28 protein-coding genes and 1 pseudogene are annotated in these 20,350 nt (G+C 59.9%); 12 read left to right on the forward strand and 17 right to left on the reverse strand.

Annotated features, from left to right (window positions below; translation table 11 throughout):
• Nucleotides 1–43: 43 nt before the first annotated feature.
• From JQ575_RS19015 to JQ575_RS19025, 3 genes are all read right to left on the reverse strand, one after another.
• The gene (locus tag JQ575_RS19015) at nt 44–424 is read right to left on the reverse strand and encodes a hypothetical protein (RefSeq protein WP_212034745.1); all 381 of its coding nucleotides are present in this window, start codon (nt 422–424) and stop codon (nt 44–46) included.
• Nucleotides 425–694: 270 nt separating this feature from the next.
• Nucleotides 695–886 carry a hypothetical protein gene (locus JQ575_RS19020; protein WP_212034746.1) on the reverse strand — a complete coding sequence of 64 codons (192 nt, stop codon included), beginning with the start codon at nt 884–886 and terminating at the stop codon, nt 695–697.
• A gap of 265 nt (nt 887–1,151) precedes the next feature.
• Nucleotides 1,152–1,331 (reverse strand): hypothetical protein, encoded by a 180-nt coding sequence (locus JQ575_RS19025; RefSeq protein ID WP_212034747.1) that lies wholly within the window; start codon nt 1,329–1,331, stop codon nt 1,152–1,154.
• A 503-nt stretch (nt 1,332–1,834) separates the two neighbouring features.
• Here JQ575_RS19025 and JQ575_RS19030 point away from each other — a divergent pair.
• The gene (locus tag JQ575_RS19030) at nt 1,835–2,020 is read left to right on the forward strand and encodes a hypothetical protein (protein ID WP_192738654.1); all 186 of its coding nucleotides are present in this window, start codon (nt 1,835–1,837) and stop codon (nt 2,018–2,020) included.
• A 304-nt stretch (nt 2,021–2,324) separates the two neighbouring features.
• Nucleotides 2,325–2,522, forward strand: coding sequence for a hypothetical protein (locus tag JQ575_RS19035; protein ID WP_212034748.1), 198 nt, complete (start codon nt 2,325–2,327; stop codon nt 2,520–2,522).
• Here the strand turns inward: JQ575_RS19035 and JQ575_RS19040 are convergent.
• A complete protein-coding gene (locus JQ575_RS19040; RefSeq protein WP_212034749.1) occupies nt 2,519–2,815 on the reverse strand; it encodes a hypothetical protein in 297 nt (98 codons plus the stop codon). The genes JQ575_RS19035 and JQ575_RS19040 overlap by 4 nt on opposite strands.
• A gap of 159 nt (nt 2,816–2,974) precedes the next feature.
• Between JQ575_RS19040 and JQ575_RS19045 the strand changes: the two genes are divergently transcribed.
• Entirely contained in the window at nt 2,975–3,232 is a 258-nt protein-coding gene (locus JQ575_RS19045) for a hypothetical protein (RefSeq protein ID WP_212034750.1), read from the forward strand.
• A 10-nt stretch (nt 3,233–3,242) separates the two neighbouring features.
• Here the strand turns inward: JQ575_RS19045 and JQ575_RS19050 are convergent, their stop codons facing one another.
• The 5 genes from JQ575_RS19050 to JQ575_RS19065 all read right to left on the reverse strand — a co-directional run bounded on the left by JQ575_RS19050 (nt 3,243) and on the right by JQ575_RS19065 (nt 7,007).
• Nucleotides 3,243–3,596, reverse strand: a complete 354-nt coding sequence (locus tag JQ575_RS19050) for a phasin (RefSeq protein ID WP_192738658.1) — start codon at nt 3,594–3,596, stop codon at nt 3,243–3,245.
• Between the two features lie 443 nt (nt 3,597–4,039).
• On the reverse strand, nt 4,040–4,237 hold the full coding sequence (locus JQ575_RS19055) for a hypothetical protein (RefSeq protein ID WP_212034751.1): 198 nt from the start codon (nt 4,235–4,237) through the stop codon (nt 4,040–4,042).
• Between the two features lie 145 nt (nt 4,238–4,382).
• On the reverse strand, nt 4,383–5,516 hold the full coding sequence (locus JQ575_RS19060) for an alpha-hydroxy acid oxidase (RefSeq protein WP_212034752.1): 1,134 nt from the start codon (nt 5,514–5,516) through the stop codon (nt 4,383–4,385).
• Nucleotides 5,517–5,612: 96 nt separating this feature from the next.
• On the reverse strand, nt 5,613–5,741 hold the full coding sequence (locus JQ575_RS45735; RefSeq protein ID WP_283842629.1) for a hypothetical protein: 129 nt from the start codon (nt 5,739–5,741) through the stop codon (nt 5,613–5,615).
• Nucleotides 5,742–5,987: 246 nt separating this feature from the next.
• Nucleotides 5,988–7,007, reverse strand: a complete 1,020-nt coding sequence (locus JQ575_RS19065; protein ID WP_212034753.1) for a GlxA family transcriptional regulator — start codon at nt 7,005–7,007, stop codon at nt 5,988–5,990.
• Nucleotides 7,008–7,069: 62 nt separating this feature from the next.
• Here JQ575_RS19065 and JQ575_RS19070 point away from each other — a divergent pair, with 62 nt between their 5' ends.
• The 5 genes from JQ575_RS19070 (at nt 7,070) to JQ575_RS19090 (ending at nt 10,583) form a co-directional block, all read left to right on the forward strand.
• On the forward strand, nt 7,070–7,780 hold the full coding sequence (locus tag JQ575_RS19070; protein WP_212034754.1) for a hypothetical protein: 711 nt from the start codon (nt 7,070–7,072) through the stop codon (nt 7,778–7,780).
• Nucleotides 7,780–9,072 carry an MFS transporter gene (locus tag JQ575_RS19075; protein ID WP_212034755.1) on the forward strand — a complete coding sequence of 431 codons (1,293 nt, stop codon included), beginning with the start codon at nt 7,780–7,782 and terminating at the stop codon, nt 9,070–9,072. Before JQ575_RS19070 ends, JQ575_RS19075 begins: the two co-directional genes overlap by 1 nt.
• Nucleotides 9,073–9,145: 73 nt before the next feature.
• Nucleotides 9,146–9,853 (forward strand): YqcI/YcgG family protein, encoded by a 708-nt coding sequence (locus JQ575_RS19080; protein ID WP_312015966.1) that lies wholly within the window; start codon nt 9,146–9,148, stop codon nt 9,851–9,853.
• On the forward strand, nt 9,850–10,170 hold the full coding sequence (locus JQ575_RS19085) for a cupin domain-containing protein (protein WP_212034757.1): 321 nt from the start codon (nt 9,850–9,852) through the stop codon (nt 10,168–10,170). The genes JQ575_RS19080 and JQ575_RS19085 overlap by 4 nt, the downstream gene beginning before the upstream one ends.
• A 227-nt stretch (nt 10,171–10,397) precedes the next feature.
• Nucleotides 10,398–10,583, forward strand: a complete 186-nt coding sequence (locus tag JQ575_RS19090; RefSeq protein ID WP_212034758.1) for a hypothetical protein — start codon at nt 10,398–10,400, stop codon at nt 10,581–10,583.
• Nucleotides 10,584–10,705: 122 nt separating this feature from the next.
• Here JQ575_RS19090 and JQ575_RS19095 read toward each other — a convergent pair whose 3' ends face one another.
• The 3 genes and pseudogenes from JQ575_RS19095 to mddA form a co-directional block, all read right to left on the reverse strand.
• A complete protein-coding gene (locus tag JQ575_RS19095) occupies nt 10,706–11,968 on the reverse strand; it encodes a CaiB/BaiF CoA-transferase family protein (RefSeq protein ID WP_212034759.1) in 1,263 nt (420 codons plus the stop codon).
• 268 nt (nt 11,969–12,236) lie between these two features.
• Nucleotides 12,237–12,659 (reverse strand): GFA family protein, encoded by a 423-nt coding sequence (locus JQ575_RS19100; protein ID WP_212034760.1) that lies wholly within the window; start codon nt 12,657–12,659, stop codon nt 12,237–12,239.
• A gap of 42 nt (nt 12,660–12,701) precedes the next feature.
• Nucleotides 12,702–13,469: pseudogene (gene mddA, locus JQ575_RS19105) on the reverse strand (methanethiol S-methyltransferase).
• Nucleotides 13,470–13,612: 143 nt separating this feature from the next.
• On the opposite strand from mddA, the gene JQ575_RS19110 reads away from it, so the two are divergent.
• A complete protein-coding gene (locus JQ575_RS19110) occupies nt 13,613–15,181 on the forward strand; it encodes a winged helix-turn-helix domain-containing tetratricopeptide repeat protein (protein WP_212034761.1) in 1,569 nt (522 codons plus the stop codon).
• 4 nt (nt 15,182–15,185) lie between these two features.
• On the opposite strand, the gene JQ575_RS19115 is transcribed toward JQ575_RS19110, so the two are convergent.
• Entirely contained in the window at nt 15,186–15,746 is a 561-nt protein-coding gene (locus JQ575_RS19115; protein WP_212034762.1) for a DUF6456 domain-containing protein, read from the reverse strand.
• 66 nt (nt 15,747–15,812) lie between these two features.
• Nucleotides 15,813–16,343 (reverse strand): GcrA family cell cycle regulator, encoded by a 531-nt coding sequence (locus tag JQ575_RS19120; protein WP_212034763.1) that lies wholly within the window; start codon nt 16,341–16,343, stop codon nt 15,813–15,815.
• Nucleotides 16,344–16,476: 133 nt separating this feature from the next.
• Here JQ575_RS19120 and JQ575_RS19125 point away from each other — a divergent pair, with 133 nt between their 5' ends.
• The 3 genes from JQ575_RS19125 (at nt 16,477) to JQ575_RS19135 (ending at nt 18,878) form a co-directional block, all read left to right on the forward strand.
• Complete coding sequence (locus JQ575_RS19125) at nt 16,477–17,094, forward strand: XRE family transcriptional regulator (RefSeq protein ID WP_212034764.1); 618 nt, start codon at nt 16,477–16,479, stop codon at nt 17,092–17,094.
• Nucleotides 17,095–17,281: 187 nt separating this feature from the next.
• Entirely contained in the window at nt 17,282–17,557 is a 276-nt protein-coding gene (locus tag JQ575_RS44690; RefSeq protein ID WP_249166759.1) for a hypothetical protein, read from the forward strand.
• Nucleotides 17,558–17,723: 166 nt separating this feature from the next.
• Entirely contained in the window at nt 17,724–18,878 is a 1,155-nt protein-coding gene (locus tag JQ575_RS19135; RefSeq protein ID WP_212034766.1) for an OpgC domain-containing protein, read from the forward strand.
• 24 nt (nt 18,879–18,902) lie between these two features.
• On the opposite strand, the gene JQ575_RS19140 is transcribed toward JQ575_RS19135, so the two are convergent.
• From JQ575_RS19140 to JQ575_RS19150, 3 genes are read right to left on the reverse strand one after another with little or no spacing between them, the layout of a single operon-like run.
• Nucleotides 18,903–19,214, reverse strand: a complete 312-nt coding sequence (locus JQ575_RS19140; RefSeq protein ID WP_212034767.1) for a hypothetical protein — start codon at nt 19,212–19,214, stop codon at nt 18,903–18,905.
• Nucleotides 19,211–19,432 carry a hypothetical protein gene (locus JQ575_RS19145; protein WP_212034768.1) on the reverse strand — a complete coding sequence of 74 codons (222 nt, stop codon included), beginning with the start codon at nt 19,430–19,432 and terminating at the stop codon, nt 19,211–19,213. Before JQ575_RS19145 ends, JQ575_RS19140 begins: the two co-directional genes overlap by 4 nt.
• Nucleotides 19,433–19,468: 36 nt before the next feature.
• Complete coding sequence (locus JQ575_RS19150; protein ID WP_212034769.1) at nt 19,469–20,254, reverse strand: LLM class flavin-dependent oxidoreductase; 786 nt, start codon at nt 20,252–20,254, stop codon at nt 19,469–19,471.
• Nucleotides 20,255–20,350 lie beyond the last annotated feature (96 nt).

A 20,350-nucleotide genomic window follows, 5' to 3' on the forward strand; every position in this document is an offset into this window, starting at 1 on the left:
TTCGTGTAGGTGAGGAAAATTCTTTCAGTCACTCGTGAATTCCTTACTTATTTGCCCAGACGGCGAAAAGAGTGTTCGACCGTTTCTCTCTGGCATCGTATGCAAACCCAACCTCGACGTCCTTGCTTGAAAGCCGAATGACATATTCCTTCGCTCGTGGATTGTAGGTTATCCGTTGAAAAAAACGCGACCGCCAAACTACCTCCAACAGGGCATCCGCATCGCAATCCTGAAACTCCACGTACCGCTTGTTAAGATCATCAAACGGAGTGATCCAATTCTTTTGCGTTGCAAGAAGTTGGTCGACCTCCGCGACATACGAAGATACCTTATCGATGCAGGTGGCGGGATCAGCGCGTGTCATCGATACCTGCATCGCGCAAAGCACGAACGCAATTGCGGCCCAACCCGCTCCCTTCGTCATCATGATTTCCCTCAAACAACCGTCACGTTTTGTGCAGGTGAGAAGAATTCTTTCAGGCACTCGATGAATCCCTTACTTGTTTACCCAGACGGCAAATGGCGGGTTCGATTTCTTCTCCAAAGCGCGATATGAAAATCCGACTCTTACGTCGTTGCTTGAGAACAGAACCAGGTATTCCTTCGCTCGAGGCTTGTAGGTTATCGACCGTCGGAAGCGCGCCTCCCAAACAACCTCCAGCAAGGCGTCAGTGTCGCAATCCAGAAACGGAAATTATCGATTATTGAGGTCGTCAAACGGCGTGATCCAGTTTCTTTCCTTTGCAAGCAGTTGGTCCAGCTCCGCGACATAGGAGGATACTTTTTCGATGCAGGAGGCCGGATCGGCACGCGCAATCGGTGCTTGCACGACGCACAGCAACAGGATCGTTGCCGCCCGGACCCTGAAAGTCCTGTTCGGCCGCATCACAACGTTCGCCTCTTAAGCGTACGAAACTCTTTCGTCATCAGGCTCCCACGCCCCAGCCGCACGACCAATTAGAAACTACTTAGACAGACTATGGGTGATCCTGGCTCTTTCGTGCGATTTCTCATTAATTCACGTTGATGATTTCAGGATATTTTGTGCAGACCGGGTGCTCGACACGACCGATCTAACCCCTCGTGCCTGGAGAATCCCGCTTCTCCCCGATCGTTTCTGGAACGCGGAACGAAATTAACGAGACAGGCGCTCATGAAGGCTCCTCCCATATCGCGATCGCAATCAGGCCGATCAGCGCGAGCGAGATCAGATACGCGGTCATCGGCCTCTCTCTGAGAAAAATGCGCGGCATGATCGCTGGGGTGCGATCATTTCGGGCGCGAACCGTATCCCTGCTACAGGGGCCGCTTGCGGCCATGACCTTGGTCACGCCGCACGCCGGCACGTTCGCGCGCGCCGGCTAATAATGATCTCAATGGTTCGGACGACGGCGCGCCTGCGACGCCTCAGGCGACGGGCGTTGTGAGTTGGGGCGTCGTGACAAGCGGCCGCCGTCCGATTGGAAAATTTCAATAGAAAAAGCCCGCTGCGGATTTCTCCGCCCGGGCTCTGCACGATTTTCGCGATGATGTAGATCTGCCGGTGATTTGCCCGACGTGTCAAATGTTTTTCGGACCGTCAACAAATTACCGAAAATGCGATGCAACAGGTTGGATAATTTGAAACTTCCCCGCGGATAGCATCGCTGCAAATGAAAAAGCCCGCGGCCGATTTACCGGCGCGAGCTTTACGATATCGGCGATGATGAAGAAGTGCCGCTGATTTGCCCGACGCGTCAAGCGCAAAAAAATTGGTGCGGTGCATCGACATTCAAATGGAAACATTGGGCGCAGGGCACCAACCAACGCTCAATCAGATCGCAAGGAGGCCGTTGTGTATTTCGTCGCTACCGTGCTCGCGATCCTGTCGGGCCTGTTCTATGCGGCAAGCCATAACGAGATCGGCTCACTCGGCGTCACGATGTGCCAATACGGCAGTTCGTTTTGTGCCAACCCGCTTCTCGTCCTGGTGGGAGCGGGGCTTGCTGCCGTATGGGGCGCGTTCGTCAGCGTACGCTGACGAACCGGTCACAAGCCTGATTTCGCGATGATGATTTTCTGCCCCTGATTTGCCCGACGTGTCAAACGCGAAATCAGGATCGCCGCATCAGCCCTCGCGGCTTCTTGCAAGCTGGCCTTGCCAACAAACGAAAATTGACGGTGCAGACGGGCGCATGGTTGTTGGATGCGGACTGAACGGACGCGACCATCGCGCGATCTGCATAGGAAGCATGCAGATCACGGGCCATTTTCCGTAATCTCCCGGATTGATTGCAGCGGCAAAGAATTGTCCCTCACGATATTGACCCAGCACGGGGCAGATCGTGATTTACAAGGGCGTGGAATACAGCGTCACGGCCACCAGCGAACCGGATGTCTGGCAATGGCGATTTCAGATCGGCGGGCAGACCGTGACCGGCAAGACTAGGACGCGGCTAATTCATATGGCCGAGCGTCGTGTTCACATGAGAATTGACGCGGCCCTCAGGGTTTCGCACGGCGAGGACCAACCTGCCGACTAGTTGTCCCCGGACCGCATGGGGTTTGCCGGCTGCACGGGCTTCGGCCCCGGCGCATCGGGTTCTAGTTGCGGTTTCGGATCGGTCGGCATCACCTTCGCGCCAGCCGCCCGGGCGGCGTCGCCCGTGGTGCTGTAATGAGCCTCGGCAGCCGTTTGCACCTTGGGCTTATTCCTCGGGCCGTAATCAGCGATCAACATGCTGAACGCGCCAACGCACGCGACTGCAATCGCGACCGCCAAGGGTGCTCCGCCGCGGCGTGTCGCATGGCTTTCCTTCGAATGATTGTTCGTCATTTTAGAAACCCGGATTGATTGCTGTCGGAATCAAATCCCGGGGCCGACGATTGTTCCGCCTTCATACCGCCCTGTCGCGGAACCGTGGCGGAACAAATCGCCTACTCGCGCATTTCCAGCATGCTGAACAGATCTCAAAGTACAAAGTGAGTGTCGACAGTGAGCATTGAGACACCTCCACCGCTACAGCCCAGCATGGCCGAACGCGCGATCGACACCGCGACCGAGGTATCGCGCACGATCACGGATGTGTCTGCAGCGCTTCAGTCCGCGGTCGATCGTCTAGCCGAGGTGATCGCAACGGCACGGCAACCCGGCAAGCCGCTATCCACCGTCAGCGCAATTACCAGGGAAGCGCCCCTCGCGAGTCTGTTCGTTGCGTTCCTGTTCGGAGTCGCAATAGCGCGCCGGCGTTAGCGGCTGCCGTTCAGAACTTGCCTTTGGTCGCGTCCTTGGCGGCCGACATGACACCACCGCTGATCTGTCTCATATGCTCGCCGGCATTGGTGAACTGGCTTCGCAGGAATTCGGACTGAATCCGCATCGCTTCCTGGAGGTCGGTCGCATGAACCAGCTTTCGGGCGTGCTCGAATGCTGCCTTCATGTTCTGCTCGGTGAACGATAGCGCCTGCTTCGAAATCTCCGTCCCTGGCCCCGGCATCGACGTCATCGACTTGCCGGCGGCATCGAAGAACATGCCGAACGCCTTTTCTGCCTGATCGATGGTTTTTTCGGCCAGATCGCGCAGCTCGGCCGGAACTTCGAGTTTCGGTTCAATCATGATCGCCTCTCCAATGTCGTCTCCGGGAGGTTAGCATAGTTCAGGGAGGCGTCTGCGCCGTATTGGACGGCGCCGCACTTCCTGGGATGTCAATCCAGCCGCTTCGGAAAAGGAATTATTTCCTTTCGGGGCCGTAGCGATACGGGCTAGCGTACCCGATTCCAATCATGTCAACAGTGTGGCATAGTGATTCGGGGGCTCGAGTTCGACGGTTTGTGGCGTTGCGTCGCTCTCGGGAACATGGGGAACAAATGCTGCAAACATTCCGGCCAACGCCAACCTGCACGCGCTTTCAAACCAGCATAGAAATGCCCTGCATCAAATGCGGCGCGCAAATGAGGCTGGCCACGATCGAACCACGCGATCAGAGCTACGACGTGCTGACCTATCGATGCACCCCATGCGACTCAGGCGAGAGCTTTTTGAAGGCCCGCTAAATCGGGTCACAGCACGGCTGCCCCTGCCTCCGTCAGCACCGGCCCCTCGTCTCGTATCTCAATCAGACCGAGTTCGGTCAGCACGTGCAGATCCTCGTCGCTGACAGGCGACAATTTCAGCCGGCGGGCCTGAATGTCCCGCAGCGTCCAACGAAGGCCAATAGCCTTTTCGAGGCTGAGTTCAGAGAAAGGATCGTCCACCATTCCCTTCGACTATTGGCAGATTTCGATCAGATTTTGTCTGCATCGCGGCAGCTTCTTGCGCGCACCGACTCAGCTCAAGCCGACAACCAGCGCCGACCTCTTTGAAAGTGGCGTTCAAGACCTGACGAGAGGTAACGCCGTGTGCTCAGTACCGGTAAGGTTCAATATCCAGCAGCGGGAATGCACTGAACACGCTCGGCAGGTTGGTCGGCATCGCCGCTTGTAGATAGGATTTGTCGAGTTCCGCAAGACTGGTGACGCCGAGCAACCCGAGGCACCGGATCACTTCATCCTCCAGCAATTCCAGCATCCGGGTGATGCCGGCCTCGCCCGCGGCGGCGAGCGCCCAGCATTGCAGACGGCCGATGCCGACGAGATCGGCACCCGAGGCGATCGCCTTGACAATGTCGGTGCCGCGGCAGAACGAGCCGTCGACCATGATCTTGGCGCGGCCGGCAACGGCGTCTACGATTTCGGGCAGCACATGCATCGAGCCGCGGCCGTGGTCGAGTTGGCGTCCGCCGTGGTTCGACACATAGATCCAGTCCACCCCATGATCGAGCGCAATGGCCGCATCTTCCGCGGTCGCGATGCCCTTGAGCACCAGCGGAATTTTATACTTGTCCTTGATCAGCTTCACGGTCCGCCATTCCAGCCCCTTCTGGAAGTCGCCGCCGGTGGCGCGAATGCGGCTTTCGCGGACATAGCGCTTGGCGATATCACGTTCGCGCCTGCTGTAATGGGCGGTGTCGACAGTCAGGCAAAACGCGGCATAGCCGCTTTCGATCGTGCGGCTGACGGTATCTTCGACAAAGGCATCGTCGCCGCGAACGTAAAGCTGAAAGATGCACAGCGCATCGGGCGCTGCTTTTGCCGTAGCCTCAAGCCCGGGCTCGGAGACCGAACTGAGCATATGGGCAGCGCCGAACTGGCCGGCTCCTCGCGCAACCGCAGCACCTGAATCGGGATCGAAAATCTCCAGCGCACCGACGGGCGCGATCATCACCGGCAGGCGCAACTTACGGCCGAAGACGTTGGTCGACGCGTCGACCCGGGCGACATTCCGCAGGACCCGCGGCCGGAATGCGATCTCGTCGAGGGCCATGCGATTGCGGCGCATGGTCGTCTCGGTCTCCGAGGCCCCGACGATATAGTCCCAAGCGTTCTGGTTCAGCCGGGCCCGCGCCTTGCGCACGAATTCGTGGAGATTCTGGAATTCTTCGCCGCTGGCGCCGAGTTCGACATTCCTCGCCGGCCGGATGGGGGTCCCATCATTCATGCTGTTTCTCTCCCATTTTGGCGGCACATTAGCCGCAGACAAATGGGAAAAGCTACCGCTTTGAACGGGTTAATCCGGTGCCGGAACGAAGGGCTGCTATTCGCTGGCGAGGTACATCGGCTTGCAATGGAAAATTCCCGCGCCCGAGACCTGGGAGGCAATCAGGAATGCCGCCATCACGGCCGGTACGCTGATGAATCGCAAGAATTGATCAATTGAGAGCATGCTCGTCGTCGTCCCCAAGGTGCTTGTGAGGCGCGTTCAATCCGCCCCTCGCGTCGTCTGCTGATCGCCCGTGAAAAGCTGGTCGGTACGCCCCGGAAACCGTGAGCAGCGCAAGAATCGAAATGATCGCCAGCGTTTTCATGTCGCCACGGTCGATTTGGATTGTGGCCAAAAACGTCAGAGCTTGGCGCATTTTGGGGACTAACACAGGGGAACTTCGTGGCCGCAGGGGCCCGGCGGCGCCGCTCAACCGCCCGAAAAACGGTTCCTGTATTCGGTGGGCGATACGCCGAGGTGCCGCAGGAACGCGCGGCGCATGCGTTCGTCATCGCCGAACCCGGCGCGTTTGGCGACCTCGATCACGCCGCCGACCTGCCTGCTTTCCAGCAACAGACGTGCGGTTTCCACCCGCAGCGCTTCGACACCGCTCGCCGGCGTCATTCCGGTGCGGCTGGCATAGGTGCGAGCAAAAGTCCGAGGCGTCATCCCGGCCTTCGCAGCGAGGGTTTCGACCTTGAGATCGCTGGCGATATTCTCGATGATCCAGGCGTGCAACGCGCTGAACCGCCCTTCGACGTCGGAGGCTTGCGCCGCGAGCACGGTCGAGAATTGGCTCTGGCCGCCGGGCCGCTTGAGAAACACCACCAGCCTTCGCGCAACGTCGAGCGCGGTGGTGTGGCCGAAGTCCTCCTCGATCATCGCGAGCGCCAGATCGATGCCGGCGCTGACGCCAGCCGATGACCAGACCCGCCCGTCCTTGACGAAGATCGCGTTCGGCTCGACGCGGATGCTGGGGAAGCTGTCCTGCAGCCTCGGGCAATAGCGCCAATGGGTCGCGGCGCGCTTTCCGTCCAGCGCGCCGGTCCAGGCCAGCGCGAAAGCCCCGAGACACACCGATGCCACCCGGCGTGCCTTGGGCAGCGTCTGCGAAATCCAATGCATCAGCCGGGCGTCTTCGCGGATATCCCAAATACCGGGCCCGCCCGGGATCACCAGCGTATCGACCTGATGCGGCCGGACGCTATCGATCGCAGCGGTATCCACCATCATCCCGACGTCTGTCGGCACCAACCCGCCCGAGGTTGACAGATAGGACAAGGAATAGCCCGGACCAGGCAACTCGATCGCCGCCAACTCCGCGAACACCTGCGCCGGACCGGAGATATCCAGCAGGGTCACGCCCGGAAAGGCGACGATCGCGATACGCCGCGTCGATGGCGTTTCACGCGGCCCGGAGCGTCGGGGTTTGGCAGATTTCGAGGGCATATTGTCCTTTAAGCCATTCGAGGCTCGCCTGTATAGCTCAGGGGCGTAACTGGAGTTCGGCGATGACGCGAAATCTGGGCACCCGGTATCAGGCGATCAAATCGCCCTGGACAGACTACGCAGTCTACAGCTTTCCGGATGCATCAAGCGTTGCAGCCTCCGACCGCCAACCGCTGATGGACGCGATGAACGGCATCATCGCCGTCAACTGGAAAGCCAGCGAGCCGCATTGGACGGCGGACGCCTCCCCGTTCGACAGCAAGTTCAGCCTCATTCTGGTTTTTAGCAGCTCAGGTCTGGCCGCGTTTTCAGTCTATCGCGTGCTGAGGATCTCCAGTGGACTTGCCATCTATCGCAGTGGAACCGAAGTGCTCCCCGCCCATCAGGGCCGCGGGCTCTACGGGTTTTTCACCTCGGAAGTTCTGAGGCGCTCAGGTGCCGCCGAGAAGGGTGACAGCGTGCTCTATGGATGGCGGACGCGAAATCCCATCGTATGGGCCGCCAACGCCAAGATCTGCGAGAAGGTTGCCCCCTCGCTGCTTGGGGACACGCAGGATCCCGCATTGCAAGCGGCCTGCATTGAGATGTGCTCCTCGCTGTACCCCGGCAAACTGCTGGAACTACCCGGCATGATCATGCGGGGTGCCTACGGCCACATTAAGCACCACCGGCAGGACTATCATGGCGCGGCGTCGCTGGTCGACGCCGCGATGTCCCGTGTAATTCCCGATACGGCCGACGCGCTGTTCTCGGTCGGATACGCGAGGGTATGATGTCGATGCCCGGACAACAGGCCATGATCGCACCGGTCTCGCGGTTCACCGATCGCGCCTATCTGGCCTGGGCAGCGGTGGCCATCGCCTACGCCATCGCGTTCCTGCAGCGCGTGTCGCCGCAATCGGTCAGCCTGAACCTCATGCACGACTTCAGCACCGACGCCGCCGGCGTCGCGATGCTCGCCTCCAGCTACTTCTGGGGCTACACGCTGATGCAGATTCCGGCGGGCCTTCTGGTCGACCGTTACGGCGTCAAGCGCGTGGTGCTGTTCAGTATGGTGGCATCCTCGCTCGGGAGTGCTGCATTTGCGCTGGCGCCGAATATGCTCGACGTTTTTGCGGCGCGCCTCGTCATCGCTTGCGGCGACGCGCTGGTATTCACGGCGCTGTTGAAGCTCGTGGCGCAGAGCTTCAGCGACGAGCGGTTCGGCGTGATGTCGGGCATCTCGCAAGTATCCGGCTACGTCGGCGGGGTCATCGCGACGACGCCGCTCGCGGCCGCGGTAACCGGCTTCGGCTGGCGCGCGTGTTTCCTGTTCATCGCCGCCGTCGGATTGGCCAACCTTGCCTTCGCCAAGGTCGTGCTGAAGCCTGATCCGGTGTCGCGCAGCAACAAGACGCTGAAGAGCGTCGTTGTGGCCGCCGGACAATCTCTGACCCGGCTCGCCAACTGGGGCTGCGCCATGACTTTTGCCTCCCACTTCGCCGTCGTGACCACACTGTCGGGCGTCTGGGGGATTCCGATGGTAGCGCATTTCTTCAATATCTCGCCGACGGCGGCCGCCACTCCCCTGCTCGCCTTCATGATCGGTAACGCAGTCGGCTCGATCTTTCTCGGTCACATGGCTGACCGCGCAGCAGCCGCGCTCGACACCGCGCTGATCCGCATCTGCGTGCTGCGGATGGTGCTGATTGCAATGCTGCTGCCGCCGATAGCACAGGCGTTCGGCCTGATCTACGTGACCTTCGTGTTTACGGCGCTCGGACTTGTCGCCGGCGGGACGGTGCCCCTGGTGCTGAAATGCACAAAAAAACTATACACCTCCGACCTGATCGGCGTCGGCGCGTCCGTGAACACGACGGCCGCGGGAATTTTCGCCGGCGCGGCACAGCCCGTTATCGGGTTCGCCATGATTGCCGCCAGTCCGCTTGCCGCCAGCGGCGGCGTGCACGGCGCTGCCGCGATCGGCGACGCCGGTTACAGCATGCTTATCGGAATTCTGCTGCTCATGTCGCTGCCGGGTATCGCCGGGCCGTTATTGATGAGGACCAAATTGATAGTTCGCTAGACGTATTGAACGTAGAGGGGGCGTTATGGAGCGTTTGTTTTTGAGAAAAGAGGAAGTCGCTTCGAAGTATGCGGTGAGCAGTTGGCAAAGCGTCATGTTCTCCGAATTCGAAGCCCAGATGAGCAGCGAAGCGAGGCCTTTTCCCTGTGTTTTCGGTGTGACCGGCCATCGGCAGGACCAGTTGCGCTATCTGTTCCTCGATCCCTACGACGTCGAGATTCTAGGGGTCCAACTCGCACAATACGTCTCCGAGTCCAGATCCTACGGTCCCAACACTTCGTTGATCGTGTTCACCCGACCTCGCCCGGTGCAGACGCTTGACGCCTATTACCGCAAGATGTGGCTGACGCTCGACCAGTTGGCCCGGCTCGACAAGAGTCCATGGCCGGCAGAGATCCCCGAACAGATCGATCATCCGATGTGGGAGTTCTCATTCGCCGGAGAGCCAATTTTCGTGGTGTGCACGACGCCGGCACACGTGATGCGGCAAAGCCGCCGGTCGAGCGCCTTCATGCTCACCTTCCAGCCACGATGGGTGTTCGAGAAGATCCTTGGTAGCGAAAAGGCCACCAACGCCGCGTTCGCCGAAGTACGCAAGCGGCTCATCCCCTACGACAATGCAAGCCCCTCACCGCATCTCGGCCGTTACGGTGCCGCCGACGGGCGCGAGTACCGGCAATACTTCCTGCATGACGATAACGAATCCGGAGGAGGCTGTCCCTTCGCCAAGCTCGCGCAGAGCAAACCGTCTCAAATCGAAGACAAGGAGCAAGCGGCATGACCCAAATCATTGCAAGTCAGAAAACCGAGTTCGCCATCGATCCCGTCATCCTGGACCTGCTCCCCGAGCAAGGCAGCATCGAATTGCAGCACGACGCCGCGGGCAAGGTGCATCGATTTCACACCCATCCGGTAGATGAAATCCTCGTGATCATTAGCGGCCGGCTGAATTTCATGTGGGACGGCGGCGAGCGCATCGTCGGCGCCGGCGATACCATCCACCTGCCCGCCGGCACGCTGCACCAATCCGAAGCGCTCGAGGGCGGCGCAGTCTACGCGATCGCGACCCGTCCGCCCGCCAATCAGGCGAACAATTGAAGCAAGGCGCGCGTGCAATGGGGGTCAATACAATGAGGGATCGTTAGCCGAATGGTCCGTAGTCAGGCGTTCGACCAGCTCGATGATTTCGGAACGCTGAGCGGACGGAAGTTTCACGAAAGCCTTCAACAGTCGCAGGCTTTCGATCGTTTCGCTCGATGGAGCTCCGAGTTTGTTCTGCAGCTCTGCAACATAAGTGGGTCTCGCACCTTAGAAGAGGAACAGGAATGGCATATCCAGGTAAGCGTGAGGGCTTGGCCCAGAAAGTAGATACTGCTGCGCAAGAAGCCGAACGGCTCGGCCTGACGACGGCGACCCTGATACTTCGCATGGCTCGCCTGGAAATCGATCGCGCGGAGCCTGAGCAGGTTGTAACTATGCCAAAAAACAACCTTCGCAGCAAGCCGAACTGAACGGCCGAAACGGCCCGATTCGGTGCGTCGAGGGGGTCGGCGGAAAAATGTACCGTGCCGGGACTGGTCCGAATGGATCAGGCCCGGCGCCGATGGCACGATTGGAAACGAAAGACAGCCGATCAGCCGGTATTGCCAGTCTTTCCGAAAGCCCCCGCCTCGGCCAAATCAGCGATACGGCGGTCATCGTATCCCAGCGTCTTGCGCAGCACTTCCCTGGTGTGCTCGCCGAGCAGCGGCGCAGCGACAGGATCGATCGCCGGCGTGAGGCTCATATTGAGCGGCGTTTCGATGTTGGGCACTGAACCGGCGGTCGGATGCGGGATGTGGCTGAGGCGATCGCGATCGCGCACTTCCGGCGCGTTGAAGCCCTCCTCGACGGTGCGCAGATAGCCGACCGGTATGTTCGCCTTTTTCATCTTCGCCATCCAGTTCTCGAGCCGGTCGCTGGCAAAGACGCCGGCAATGATGGCGCGCAGCTTTTCCTTGTTGGCCGTTCGGTCTTTCCGATGGGCGAACTCGGGGTCGGTCACGAGGTCGGGCCGTTCCAGCACTTCGGTCACAAGGCGGCGGTACAGCCGGTCGTTGGCACAGGCCATATAGAGCGGCCCGTCGGCGGCCTGATACACGCCGACCGTCGGTGAGCCGTTCGGTGAATTACCGAAACGACCAGGGTTCTCGCCGCTAATCAGATAGGCCATGCCATAAAAGCCGGTCATCGCTACCGCGGTGTCGATCAACGCCACCTCAACCTGCTGGCCGCGGCCGAGCCGGTCGCGCGCGATCAGAGCCAGCAAAATCGCGTTGCACGCCGACATTCCCGTCGCCATGTCCACGATCGGCGGGCCGGTTCGTACCGGCTGAGCATCCGGAAAGCCGTTCAGCGACATGAAGCCGCTTTCGGCCTGTGTGATCGGGTCGAACCCGGGGCGCAAGGCAAGCTCTCCCTTGCGGCCATAGGCCGAGATCGAGCAATAGATCAGTCGCGGATTGGTCGGAACGACCGACTCATAGTCGAGGCCGAATTTCCTCATCACGCCGCCAGAGAAATTTTCCACCACGACGTCCGCTTTCGCGATCAATTCGCGCGCGACCTCCAGCGCCGCCGGGTTGGTGAAATCCAGCGCAATGCCGCGCTTGTTGCGGTTGAGACTGAGGAAGGCCGCACTCTCGCCGCCGATTTCCGCATGTTCATAATGACGCGTATCGTCGCCGCCATCCGGATTTTCGATCTTTATCACCTCGGCGCCAAAGTCGGCCAGCGTTTGCGTACAGGCGGGCCCTGCGACAACACGGGTGAAATCGACGACCAGCAGACCATCGAGGGCGGTCGGTTCGCCCTTGGCGCGCGGCGTGCGCTCCGGCAATTGCGGTCTGGCGGTCATGTCGGGCATTTCCTCGTGTTATTTTGCCTGGCGGAACAGATAGCCGGCGCCGCGAAAGGTGTTTCAAGGCCTTTTACCGGAAGCCCATGGCTAACGCCAAACCCCGAATTTGCAGGGCGGGACCTGCCTCTCACATAGCTCTCTCCCAAAAACGAACGCCGCCCGATCCGGGTCCCACCCAGGGATCGAGCGGCGGCGACGCTTCACAAGGCGATTGCACGGCGAACCCGGTTCGCCACGTCGTTCCCGGTATGGAAAGCTCATTCCCTCATTCGGGAACGGCTTGACCGGAACCACCCAACTCGGCGGGAAAGTCCTTCAGTTTGGGCAAGCCATCACGCATCGGCAGCACGGTCTCGGCATAATTGATGTGCACGCCCGGCGTGAAGCGGAGCGTCGGGAGCGTCGCCGCGAAGACGTCAACGAGCCCCAGCGTAGGATGGTTCGTCATCAGATGCCCGCCGCACTTCGCGCAGTATTTGCGTTGGCTCATCGGTGTCTTCTCGAATGTCGCGACGTGTTGCTTGCCCGATGTGATCTCCACCGCTTCCGGCTTCCACAGCGTAAAGGCGTTCACCGGCCCGCCGGACCACGACCGGCACGAGCCGCAATGGCAGTACCCCATGCCCTCCGGCGAACCCGTCACCTGCACTTCGACCGCACCACAGAAACAATTTCCCGTATGCTTCATAGCCTCTGTCTCCTTACAGATAATTGAAGGGTCCAATCAGATCTATCTGCGCCACTGGCACAGCATCGATACCGCTGCTTGTAATGAAGATAGTCGTCATCAAACATGTCGACGAGGTCGCTCATCGAGAAATTTCCCGATGAGGATGTAGGCCGTGGTCACCGCCGCGAACAACAGATGTCCGACGCTCATGGTCGGCGCCGCCCAAAACGCGATGATGAAGCCGAGATAAATCGGATGCCGCGCGAAATTGTAGAGCAGCGGCGTCGGGAAAGTCGGTGGCGGCATCTCCCGACCGGTCAGGTGTTTGGTGACCTGATGCAGTCCGAACAATTCGAAATGATTGACCAGGAATGTGCTGGTAAATACCACCACCCAGCCGATAAACGATAATATGGCGATCGTCGCGGCCATTTCGGGCTCTTCGATCTGCCAGACGACGGTCGGAATCGGCCGCCATTGCCAGAACAGCAAAAGCAACATCAGGCTGGCAAACAGCATATAGGTGCTGCGTTCGAACGGTTCCGGGATAAACTGCGTCCACCATCGTTTGAAGCCCTTGCGCGCCATCACGCTGTGTTGAATGGCAAACAGCGACAGCAACGCGAGATTGATGGCGATTGCTTCAAGAACGGGCGAATTCGCGCCGGTATCGATGGCCTTCGGCACGACCAGGTCCGATACGAACCCGATCGCATACAAAATCGTGAAGAGAAATGTGAAATAGGCCACAGCGCCGAACAGAAATGCAGTGAATTTGAGCATTCGATTTGTCGGCATGACTGAGCCAATGGCTCGGGCTTCGGACATGAAACCAACTCCGTGGGGAGCAATGGGATCGTGACTTCGGTTTTTGCAGGATGACTGAAACGCGCCGACAAGACTTTGCGGGACGCTTGACCTCTCCATGAGATGGACTTGATTGTTTGTTGAGAAAGGATGCGACAACGCACGTGAGATTCGACTTCGACAAGTACGCTCTGGACACCAATCTTCGCGAGTTGCGCCGCCACGGCGAACTGGTTGCGATGCAGCCGCAAGTATTCGACTTGCTGGTTCATCTGCTGAAGCATCGCGATCACGTCGTCAGCCGGAACGATCTCATCGCGCTGGTTTGGGGCGGTCGGACCGTGTCGGACTCAACGCTCGACAGCCGCATCAACGCCGCCCGAAACGCCATCGGCGACTGCGGCAAGGAGCAACGGCTGATCCGGACAATTCCGCGAAAGGGTCTGCGTTTCGTTGGAGACGTGAACGAGCATGTGAATGGCGTTCATCCGCCCCCCGCGCCAGCGAAAGCAGCTGCCGAACCGCCCCCCCGGCCATTGCCGTTACCGGATCGACCGGCGATTGCCGTATTGCCGTTCGACAACATGAGCGGCGACCAGGAACAGGAATACTTCTCTGACGGGATCAGCGAAGACATCATCACCGCGTTGTCGAAATTGCGCTGGTTCTTCGTCATCGCCCGCAACTCGTCGTTTTCCTACAAGGGCAAGGCGGTGCATCTGAAGCAGGTCGCCGCCGAACTGGGGGTGCGCTACGTCCTCGAAGGCAGCGTGCGCAAGAGCGGTGATCGCGTGCGCATCACCGCGCAACTCAACGACACCGCGACCGGCAGCCACCTCTGGGCAGAGCATTACGACCGCGATCTGGTCGACGTGTTCGCCGTGCAGGACGAGATCACCGATGCCATCGTCGCGGCGATCGAGCCGCAGATCTATGCCGCCGAAAACTTTCGCAGCCGGCGCAAACCTCCGAACAGCGTGGACGCGTGGGACCTTGTTATGCGGGCGCTGTCGCATCATTGGCGCGTGACGCGGACGGACAGCGCCGCCGCTCAGACGCTCCTGGAACAGGCGATTGCGATCGATCCGAACTACGGCCAGGCGCTGGCCCTGATCGCCACCAACCACATGTTCGGCGTGCATCTGGGCTGGGCGGACATTACGACCGTAGCCCCCATCGCCGAGCGCGCCGCGCTTGCGGCCATTGCAGCCGACAGCGAGGATGCGTGGGCGCATACCGCGCTCGCCAGTGTCTATTTCTCCACCCGTCGCCTCGACCACGCGCTGGCCGAATTCGAGCTGGCGTTACAGCTCAACCCGAACTTCTCGCTGGCGCAAGGATATTACGCGCTGGCGCTGTCCTATAGCGGGCGATGGCAGGACTCCTATGCGGCCGCGCAGCGCGCCATCCGCCAGAGCCCGCGCGATCCCTCGTCCGCGATCTATTACGGCGTCGCTGCCTATGCCCAGTTCGTCGGCAGGAATTATAGTGAAGCGATCTCGCTCGCCCGCGAAGCGACCCGCCAGCGCGGCGATCTCAGCGGCGCCTACCGCGTGCTGACGGTGGCCGCCGGCATGGCCGGAAAGATCGAGGTCGCCAAAGCTGCGCTCAAGGAGTTGCGGCGAACCCAGCCCAACATATCGCTGGCCTGGATCGCGACGCAGCTGCCCTGGAAGCTCGACGACGATCGGGAGCATTATCTGGAGGGGTTCCGCCGCGCAGGGCTGGAATAATGCTTCATCGCGGGGGCGTTTTTGCGGGATTGGCTGTCGCGAACCCATAGATCAGCGCCAGCCGGTCGAGGCATTCGCAGAACCGGCGTGCGAAATAGTCCTTCCAGCGCTGCGTGCGTAATCCCCGCCTCTGTCCAACCTGCTCCATGGTCAAGCCATGAACCAGGACGTCATGCACCAGCGCCGAACCATCGGCCCCCAGCTCGCGCTCGGCGCGATTTAGCCGCAGCACGGCCTTGCGCTGCCCCTCCGTGATCGGCTCCCGCATCTGCCCGCCATCAACGTACTCCCTGGTCGGATCGACGGCGCGCGGGCCGCGTTCGGCTCTCTCCCAATCGCTCTGGAAGGCCCGCCCGCCCTGGTACTGCGCCTCATCGATCTGGCGATGCGAATGCAGGCGGGCAAGCGGATCGTTGCGAATCGAACGCAGGGTAACGATCTTCTCGCCCGGCTCCAGCGCCAGGGGATTGTCGACCTCGACGGTCGCGACCCGTGGCAAATCCCGGGATTTCCGGTCGTGTGCCTTTGCAGGGTTATACGGCTTGTTCCGTTTGGCTCTCGGCATGTCGGATGATCTCCTTTCAAGAACGATGGGGTTTGGATTGCGCCCGGAAGAACCCGGCGTTGCGGTTCATGCCGTCTCGACCAGCCTGAGCAAGACGGTGCACGCCGTGCGTTCCGATGGCGTGCCGGGGCCGCGACTCAGATGAAAGTGCGGTGTGCAGTAGCTCGAGCCAGGCCGGCGTCGATGACCGCAGAAGGTGATGGCTTCGCCCTCTTCGTCCCCGCCGTAAGGGTAGCGGCAATCGCCGCGCTCCAGTTCGATCAGCGAAAGGTGCCGCGGATCGATCTCGACACAACGCAGCTCGACCGGCTTCGTCCCTCTATACGGGGGCATCGGCCATGGAACCCTGGGCAATCTCGACTCCCCCAGGTGTATTTTACCCGGCCGGTCTAACCGCGGCTGCACGCATGTAGACGATCCGGCCCGATCGTTCCAGGCGAGCCCCATCCGCCTGGCACGGCTCAGCACGGCATTGCGCGAGTAAGCTGTGTTGAATTTCCTGTTGATAGCTGCCGCGATCCTGGCAAAGGACAAATGGAGGGCAAAAAGCTCCCGCAGCGCGCCCGAGTGCTCGGGCGCCCAGTCTGTTGGTTCCATTACCGAATTTCCTGTTTCTTTCAACGCCGCCCGGCGACCTCCATCTATTTCCGATATTCCGAACAAAAAGTCAAGCTTGATTTCTGGTAATCCTAACTGCTAGTGTTTCCGAAATTCGGGAAAGGATGAGCACATGCTGGACGTCAAAATGATCGAACGGGCACTTGAGAGGACGGGCAAGAGCAAGGGGGGCCTGGCGGAGGCCATGGGGGTCCGTGCGGGCGCAGTCTCGGAAATCCTGTCCGGGATACGCCTGATCAAGGCGTCCGAGATCGGGCCGATCACGGAATATCTCGGGCTGAATTCGGTGCCGATCATGGGCCGGGTCGGCGCCGGCGCAACGATCGAGCCGGAGCATGAACAGGTGCCGCCGGAAGGCCTCGGTGAGGTCGAACTGCCCTTCCCGATGGCCGAAGAGACCATCGCCTTTGAAGTTGCGGGCGATTCCATGCTGCCAAAGTACGAAAATGGCGACGTTATCGTGGTTTTCCGCGAGCAGCGCCATCCGCTGTCGAGCTTCTACGGCGAAGAGGCCGTTGTGCGCCTGAAGACCGGCGAGCGCTATTTGAAGACGATCGAGCGAGGAAAGTCCTCACCTCTGGTCAATCTCAAGAGCTTCAACGCCAAGCCGATCACGGGCGTGAAACTCGAATGGATCGGCGAGATCTGCGTCACCCTGCCGCGGGGTCAGATCGAACGCCTGCGCAATAAGGCAGCTGCGAAGACACGCAAGGCCGGCAAGGCAAAATAGCGAACGGGATGCCGGAGAAAGGGAAGCGATTCGGCAGGTAAAGCCATCAAGTGATTCGGCCGACCAGCCGTCGGGAGCAGGCCTTGCTCTGCCTTGATTGCTGTTTTACCGAATTTTCGCTTGACTTTTTCTGGTTTTCAGCAATACTGGGGTCATCCGTTCCAGGGGGACTGACAGATTGCCAAATATGCAGTATTTCGTCGTGATGATCGATTACGGCCGGCGTGGCCGCGAGGCCATTGTCGATCCTGAAATCACCCGGCGCGAGGTCATCTCGCGGATTGCGTCGGGTGAATACAGGAACATCAGTTTTATCCATGAAATCGTCGATTCCTCCGTCGAGGACATAACCGCCGACATTCTGAACGAAGCCGCGCTTCCCGACATTGGCACGGCAAGCGTCGATCTGCAGGCCGACCAATTCGACCACCGACGCGACCTGCGGAAACATGAAACCGTCTGAACTCGCGCGACCTTTATTCCGTCGTCAAAATAATGTGATCATTAACGGGCTTTGATCGCCGCCGGCTTCCTTAAATATTCTTCACGCAAAGGCTACTCGGACAGCGCAGACAATTGCGCTAAATAAGCGATTCGATTTTCTCCGGCTTGCAAAGTTCTTACACTCCATGTTTCCGTCAATGAAGGCCGAAATTGCCGCACGCGACGGCGATCCCCGGCTCAGTCTGCTGCTAGGTATCGCTGCCTGGTTTTTATTTCTGGATCACATTCCGCATAACGCGGTCAGCATGTTGACCCTGCGGAATTTCGGATTCAGCGGCGCAACCGACCTGTTCGTGTTTGTCGGCGGCTATACCGCCGCGATCCTCTATGGAAAAATGATGCTGGAGCGCGGTTTCCTGGTCACCGCTACCCGCATTTTCAGGCGCGTATGGCAGCTATACGCCGCCTATGTCGTCCTGTTCGTGATCTATATCGACTTGATCGGATACGTCGCCAGGAAATCGGCGGCGCCCGAGATCATCCACGAATTCAATGTCGCCGGAATCCTCGGCCACACGATCCGGACATTGATTTACGGCCTGCTGCTCCAGGCCAAGCCGCTCAACCTCGATGTGCTGCAGCTCTTCATCGTCCTGATGGCGTTCTTTCCGGTCGTATTGTTCGGAATATTGCGCCGGCCGAACCTGACGGCAGCCGGGTCGATCGTCCTTTACGTCGCCGCTCGCAAATTCGACTGGAATCTATCCTCATTTCCGGACGGGCACTGGTACTTCAATCCGTTCTCCTGGCAGTTGCTGTTCGTGCTCGGCGCCTGGTTCGCCTTGGGCAGCGCGAAGCAAATGCGGACGATTCGTTCGCTGCAGGATCTTTCGATCCTGCGCATGACGGCTTTGCTCTATCTCCTGTTCGCGTTGATCGTGACCGCGGCCGGAAACCTGCCGCAGTTGGCTGGAATCGTTCCTGACGCCGTGCTCAATTTCTTCCTTCCAAATGAAAGGGAAAATCTGGCCCCTTACAGGGTACTTCATTTCCTCACTCTTGCCTTCCTCTTCTCGTTCGCGGTCCCGAGAGACTGGCATGGATTTCAACAGCCAGCCCTGCGGCCGATCGTGAAGTGCGGGGAAGAATGGTTGCCTGTCTTCTGCGCCGGTGTCTTCCTTTCCTTTGCAGGGCATTTCTTCCTGATCACGGGACCGAATTCGCTCGCGATGCATTTCCTGGTCAGCATCGCCGGAATCGCGATCATGGCGGGCGTTGCCTATTACGCGTCGTGGTCCAGGCGGCAGGACTACAAACCTGCGCTCAGCACTCGTTACTGAGCGAGGCTGCAGTGCGCCAAACCGCTACGGCGCGTATTCGATGTGGGCGCGGATCGAATGGTTGATCTGGTCGATCCAGCCGAATTTCTGCACCGCTGCGATCATGTTCGACAGGCCATCCTGCCACCACGCCTCGCATCTGAGCGAAGGCCAATCGCGCAAGACCTGCTCCGAAATCCAGGCATGCTTGCGATCGCTGCGCACGGCCACGCTGCCGAGCAGTTTTGCCTGTACGGTGGAATCCATTGCCCCTTCGATGCGGACCGAGAATGCCTTGAAATTTCCGGGGTCATCGATTTCGACGGATCGGCTCGATGCGATAACGCGAATGATCATCCTTGGTGTTCCCCGGCGGTCTGCGCCACGCGCTCCCGCGCCACGGGCAGCATCTCGCGCGCGAAGATGCCAGCGGAGTGCAACACCTCCTGTTGGCTGAGGTTGCCGAACGAAAACTGGCTGATGAAGTAGTTGGCGCCCGCCTCCTCGGTCATCCTTCTGACCTGCTCCCGGATCGTGCCCTGTGATCCCGCAATCGCACCGCCGTTTTGTACCATCGTATCGAAATCCCCGGGCAGCCGGGCGAAACGCGGCTACGTACCGTGCTTCTTCCAGAGCTTCATGAAGCTGCTGTAGAAGTCCGGCCAGGCACGGCGACCGAGCGCCATCGCCTCCCGGTCGCTGTCGGCCGCCACCACAAATCGGTTGATCCCGAGCAGCGGCAGCTGATCCGGCGAATTGCCCGCCGCAGCCCATTCGGCGCGAAAGCGGTCGGTAATTTCGCGTACCCGCGGCAACGGCCCGCCGCACACGATGTTGATCCCGTTCTGCGCCGGCCAGACCGCGCCCTCGGGCACCGGGACCGCGTACCATAGCGGCGGGTGCGGAAGCTGGGCCGGCTTCAAGTCGATCGGCACGTTCGCGAACTGATAGTGCTTGCCTTGAAAATTCACCTCGGCCCGCGTCAGCGCCTGCATGATGACGGTGTAGGCCTCGACATACATTGCCTGTGCCTGGTCCGGATCGACGCCAAAATAATGCAGCTCATGCGGCGACGCGCCTCGGCCGATCCCGACCTCGATCCGGCCCCGGCTCAGATGATCCAGCATGCAGATTTCTTCGGCCAACCGCAGCGGATGGTGCGCCGGCAATACGTAGACCAGCGCACCGAGGCGCAGACGCTTGGTGCGCTGCGCCGCCGCTGCAAGGAACACGCTTGGCGATGGCGTCAGATTGAGTGGCGTCGAATGGTGCTCGCTCATATGGTAGGTACGGAATCCGGCTTGATCGTAGAACTCGATCAATTGCAGCCGGTTTTCATATTGTTCGCTGAGCGGATAGGGCCCGTGATCGTTTTGATCGAAGATTCCGAACTGCATTGCACCACCCCGAGGACGTCTTTTCCGGCCCGCCACGATGGTACCTGCGGCGACGACCGGCGCGTCGTAAGATAATGCTACATGGCAAACGCCAGA

The sequence above is a fragment of the Bradyrhizobium sp. JYMT SZCCT0428 genome, assembly GCF_018131075.1.
Lineage (GTDB): Bacteria > Pseudomonadota > Alphaproteobacteria > Rhizobiales > Xanthobacteraceae > Bradyrhizobium.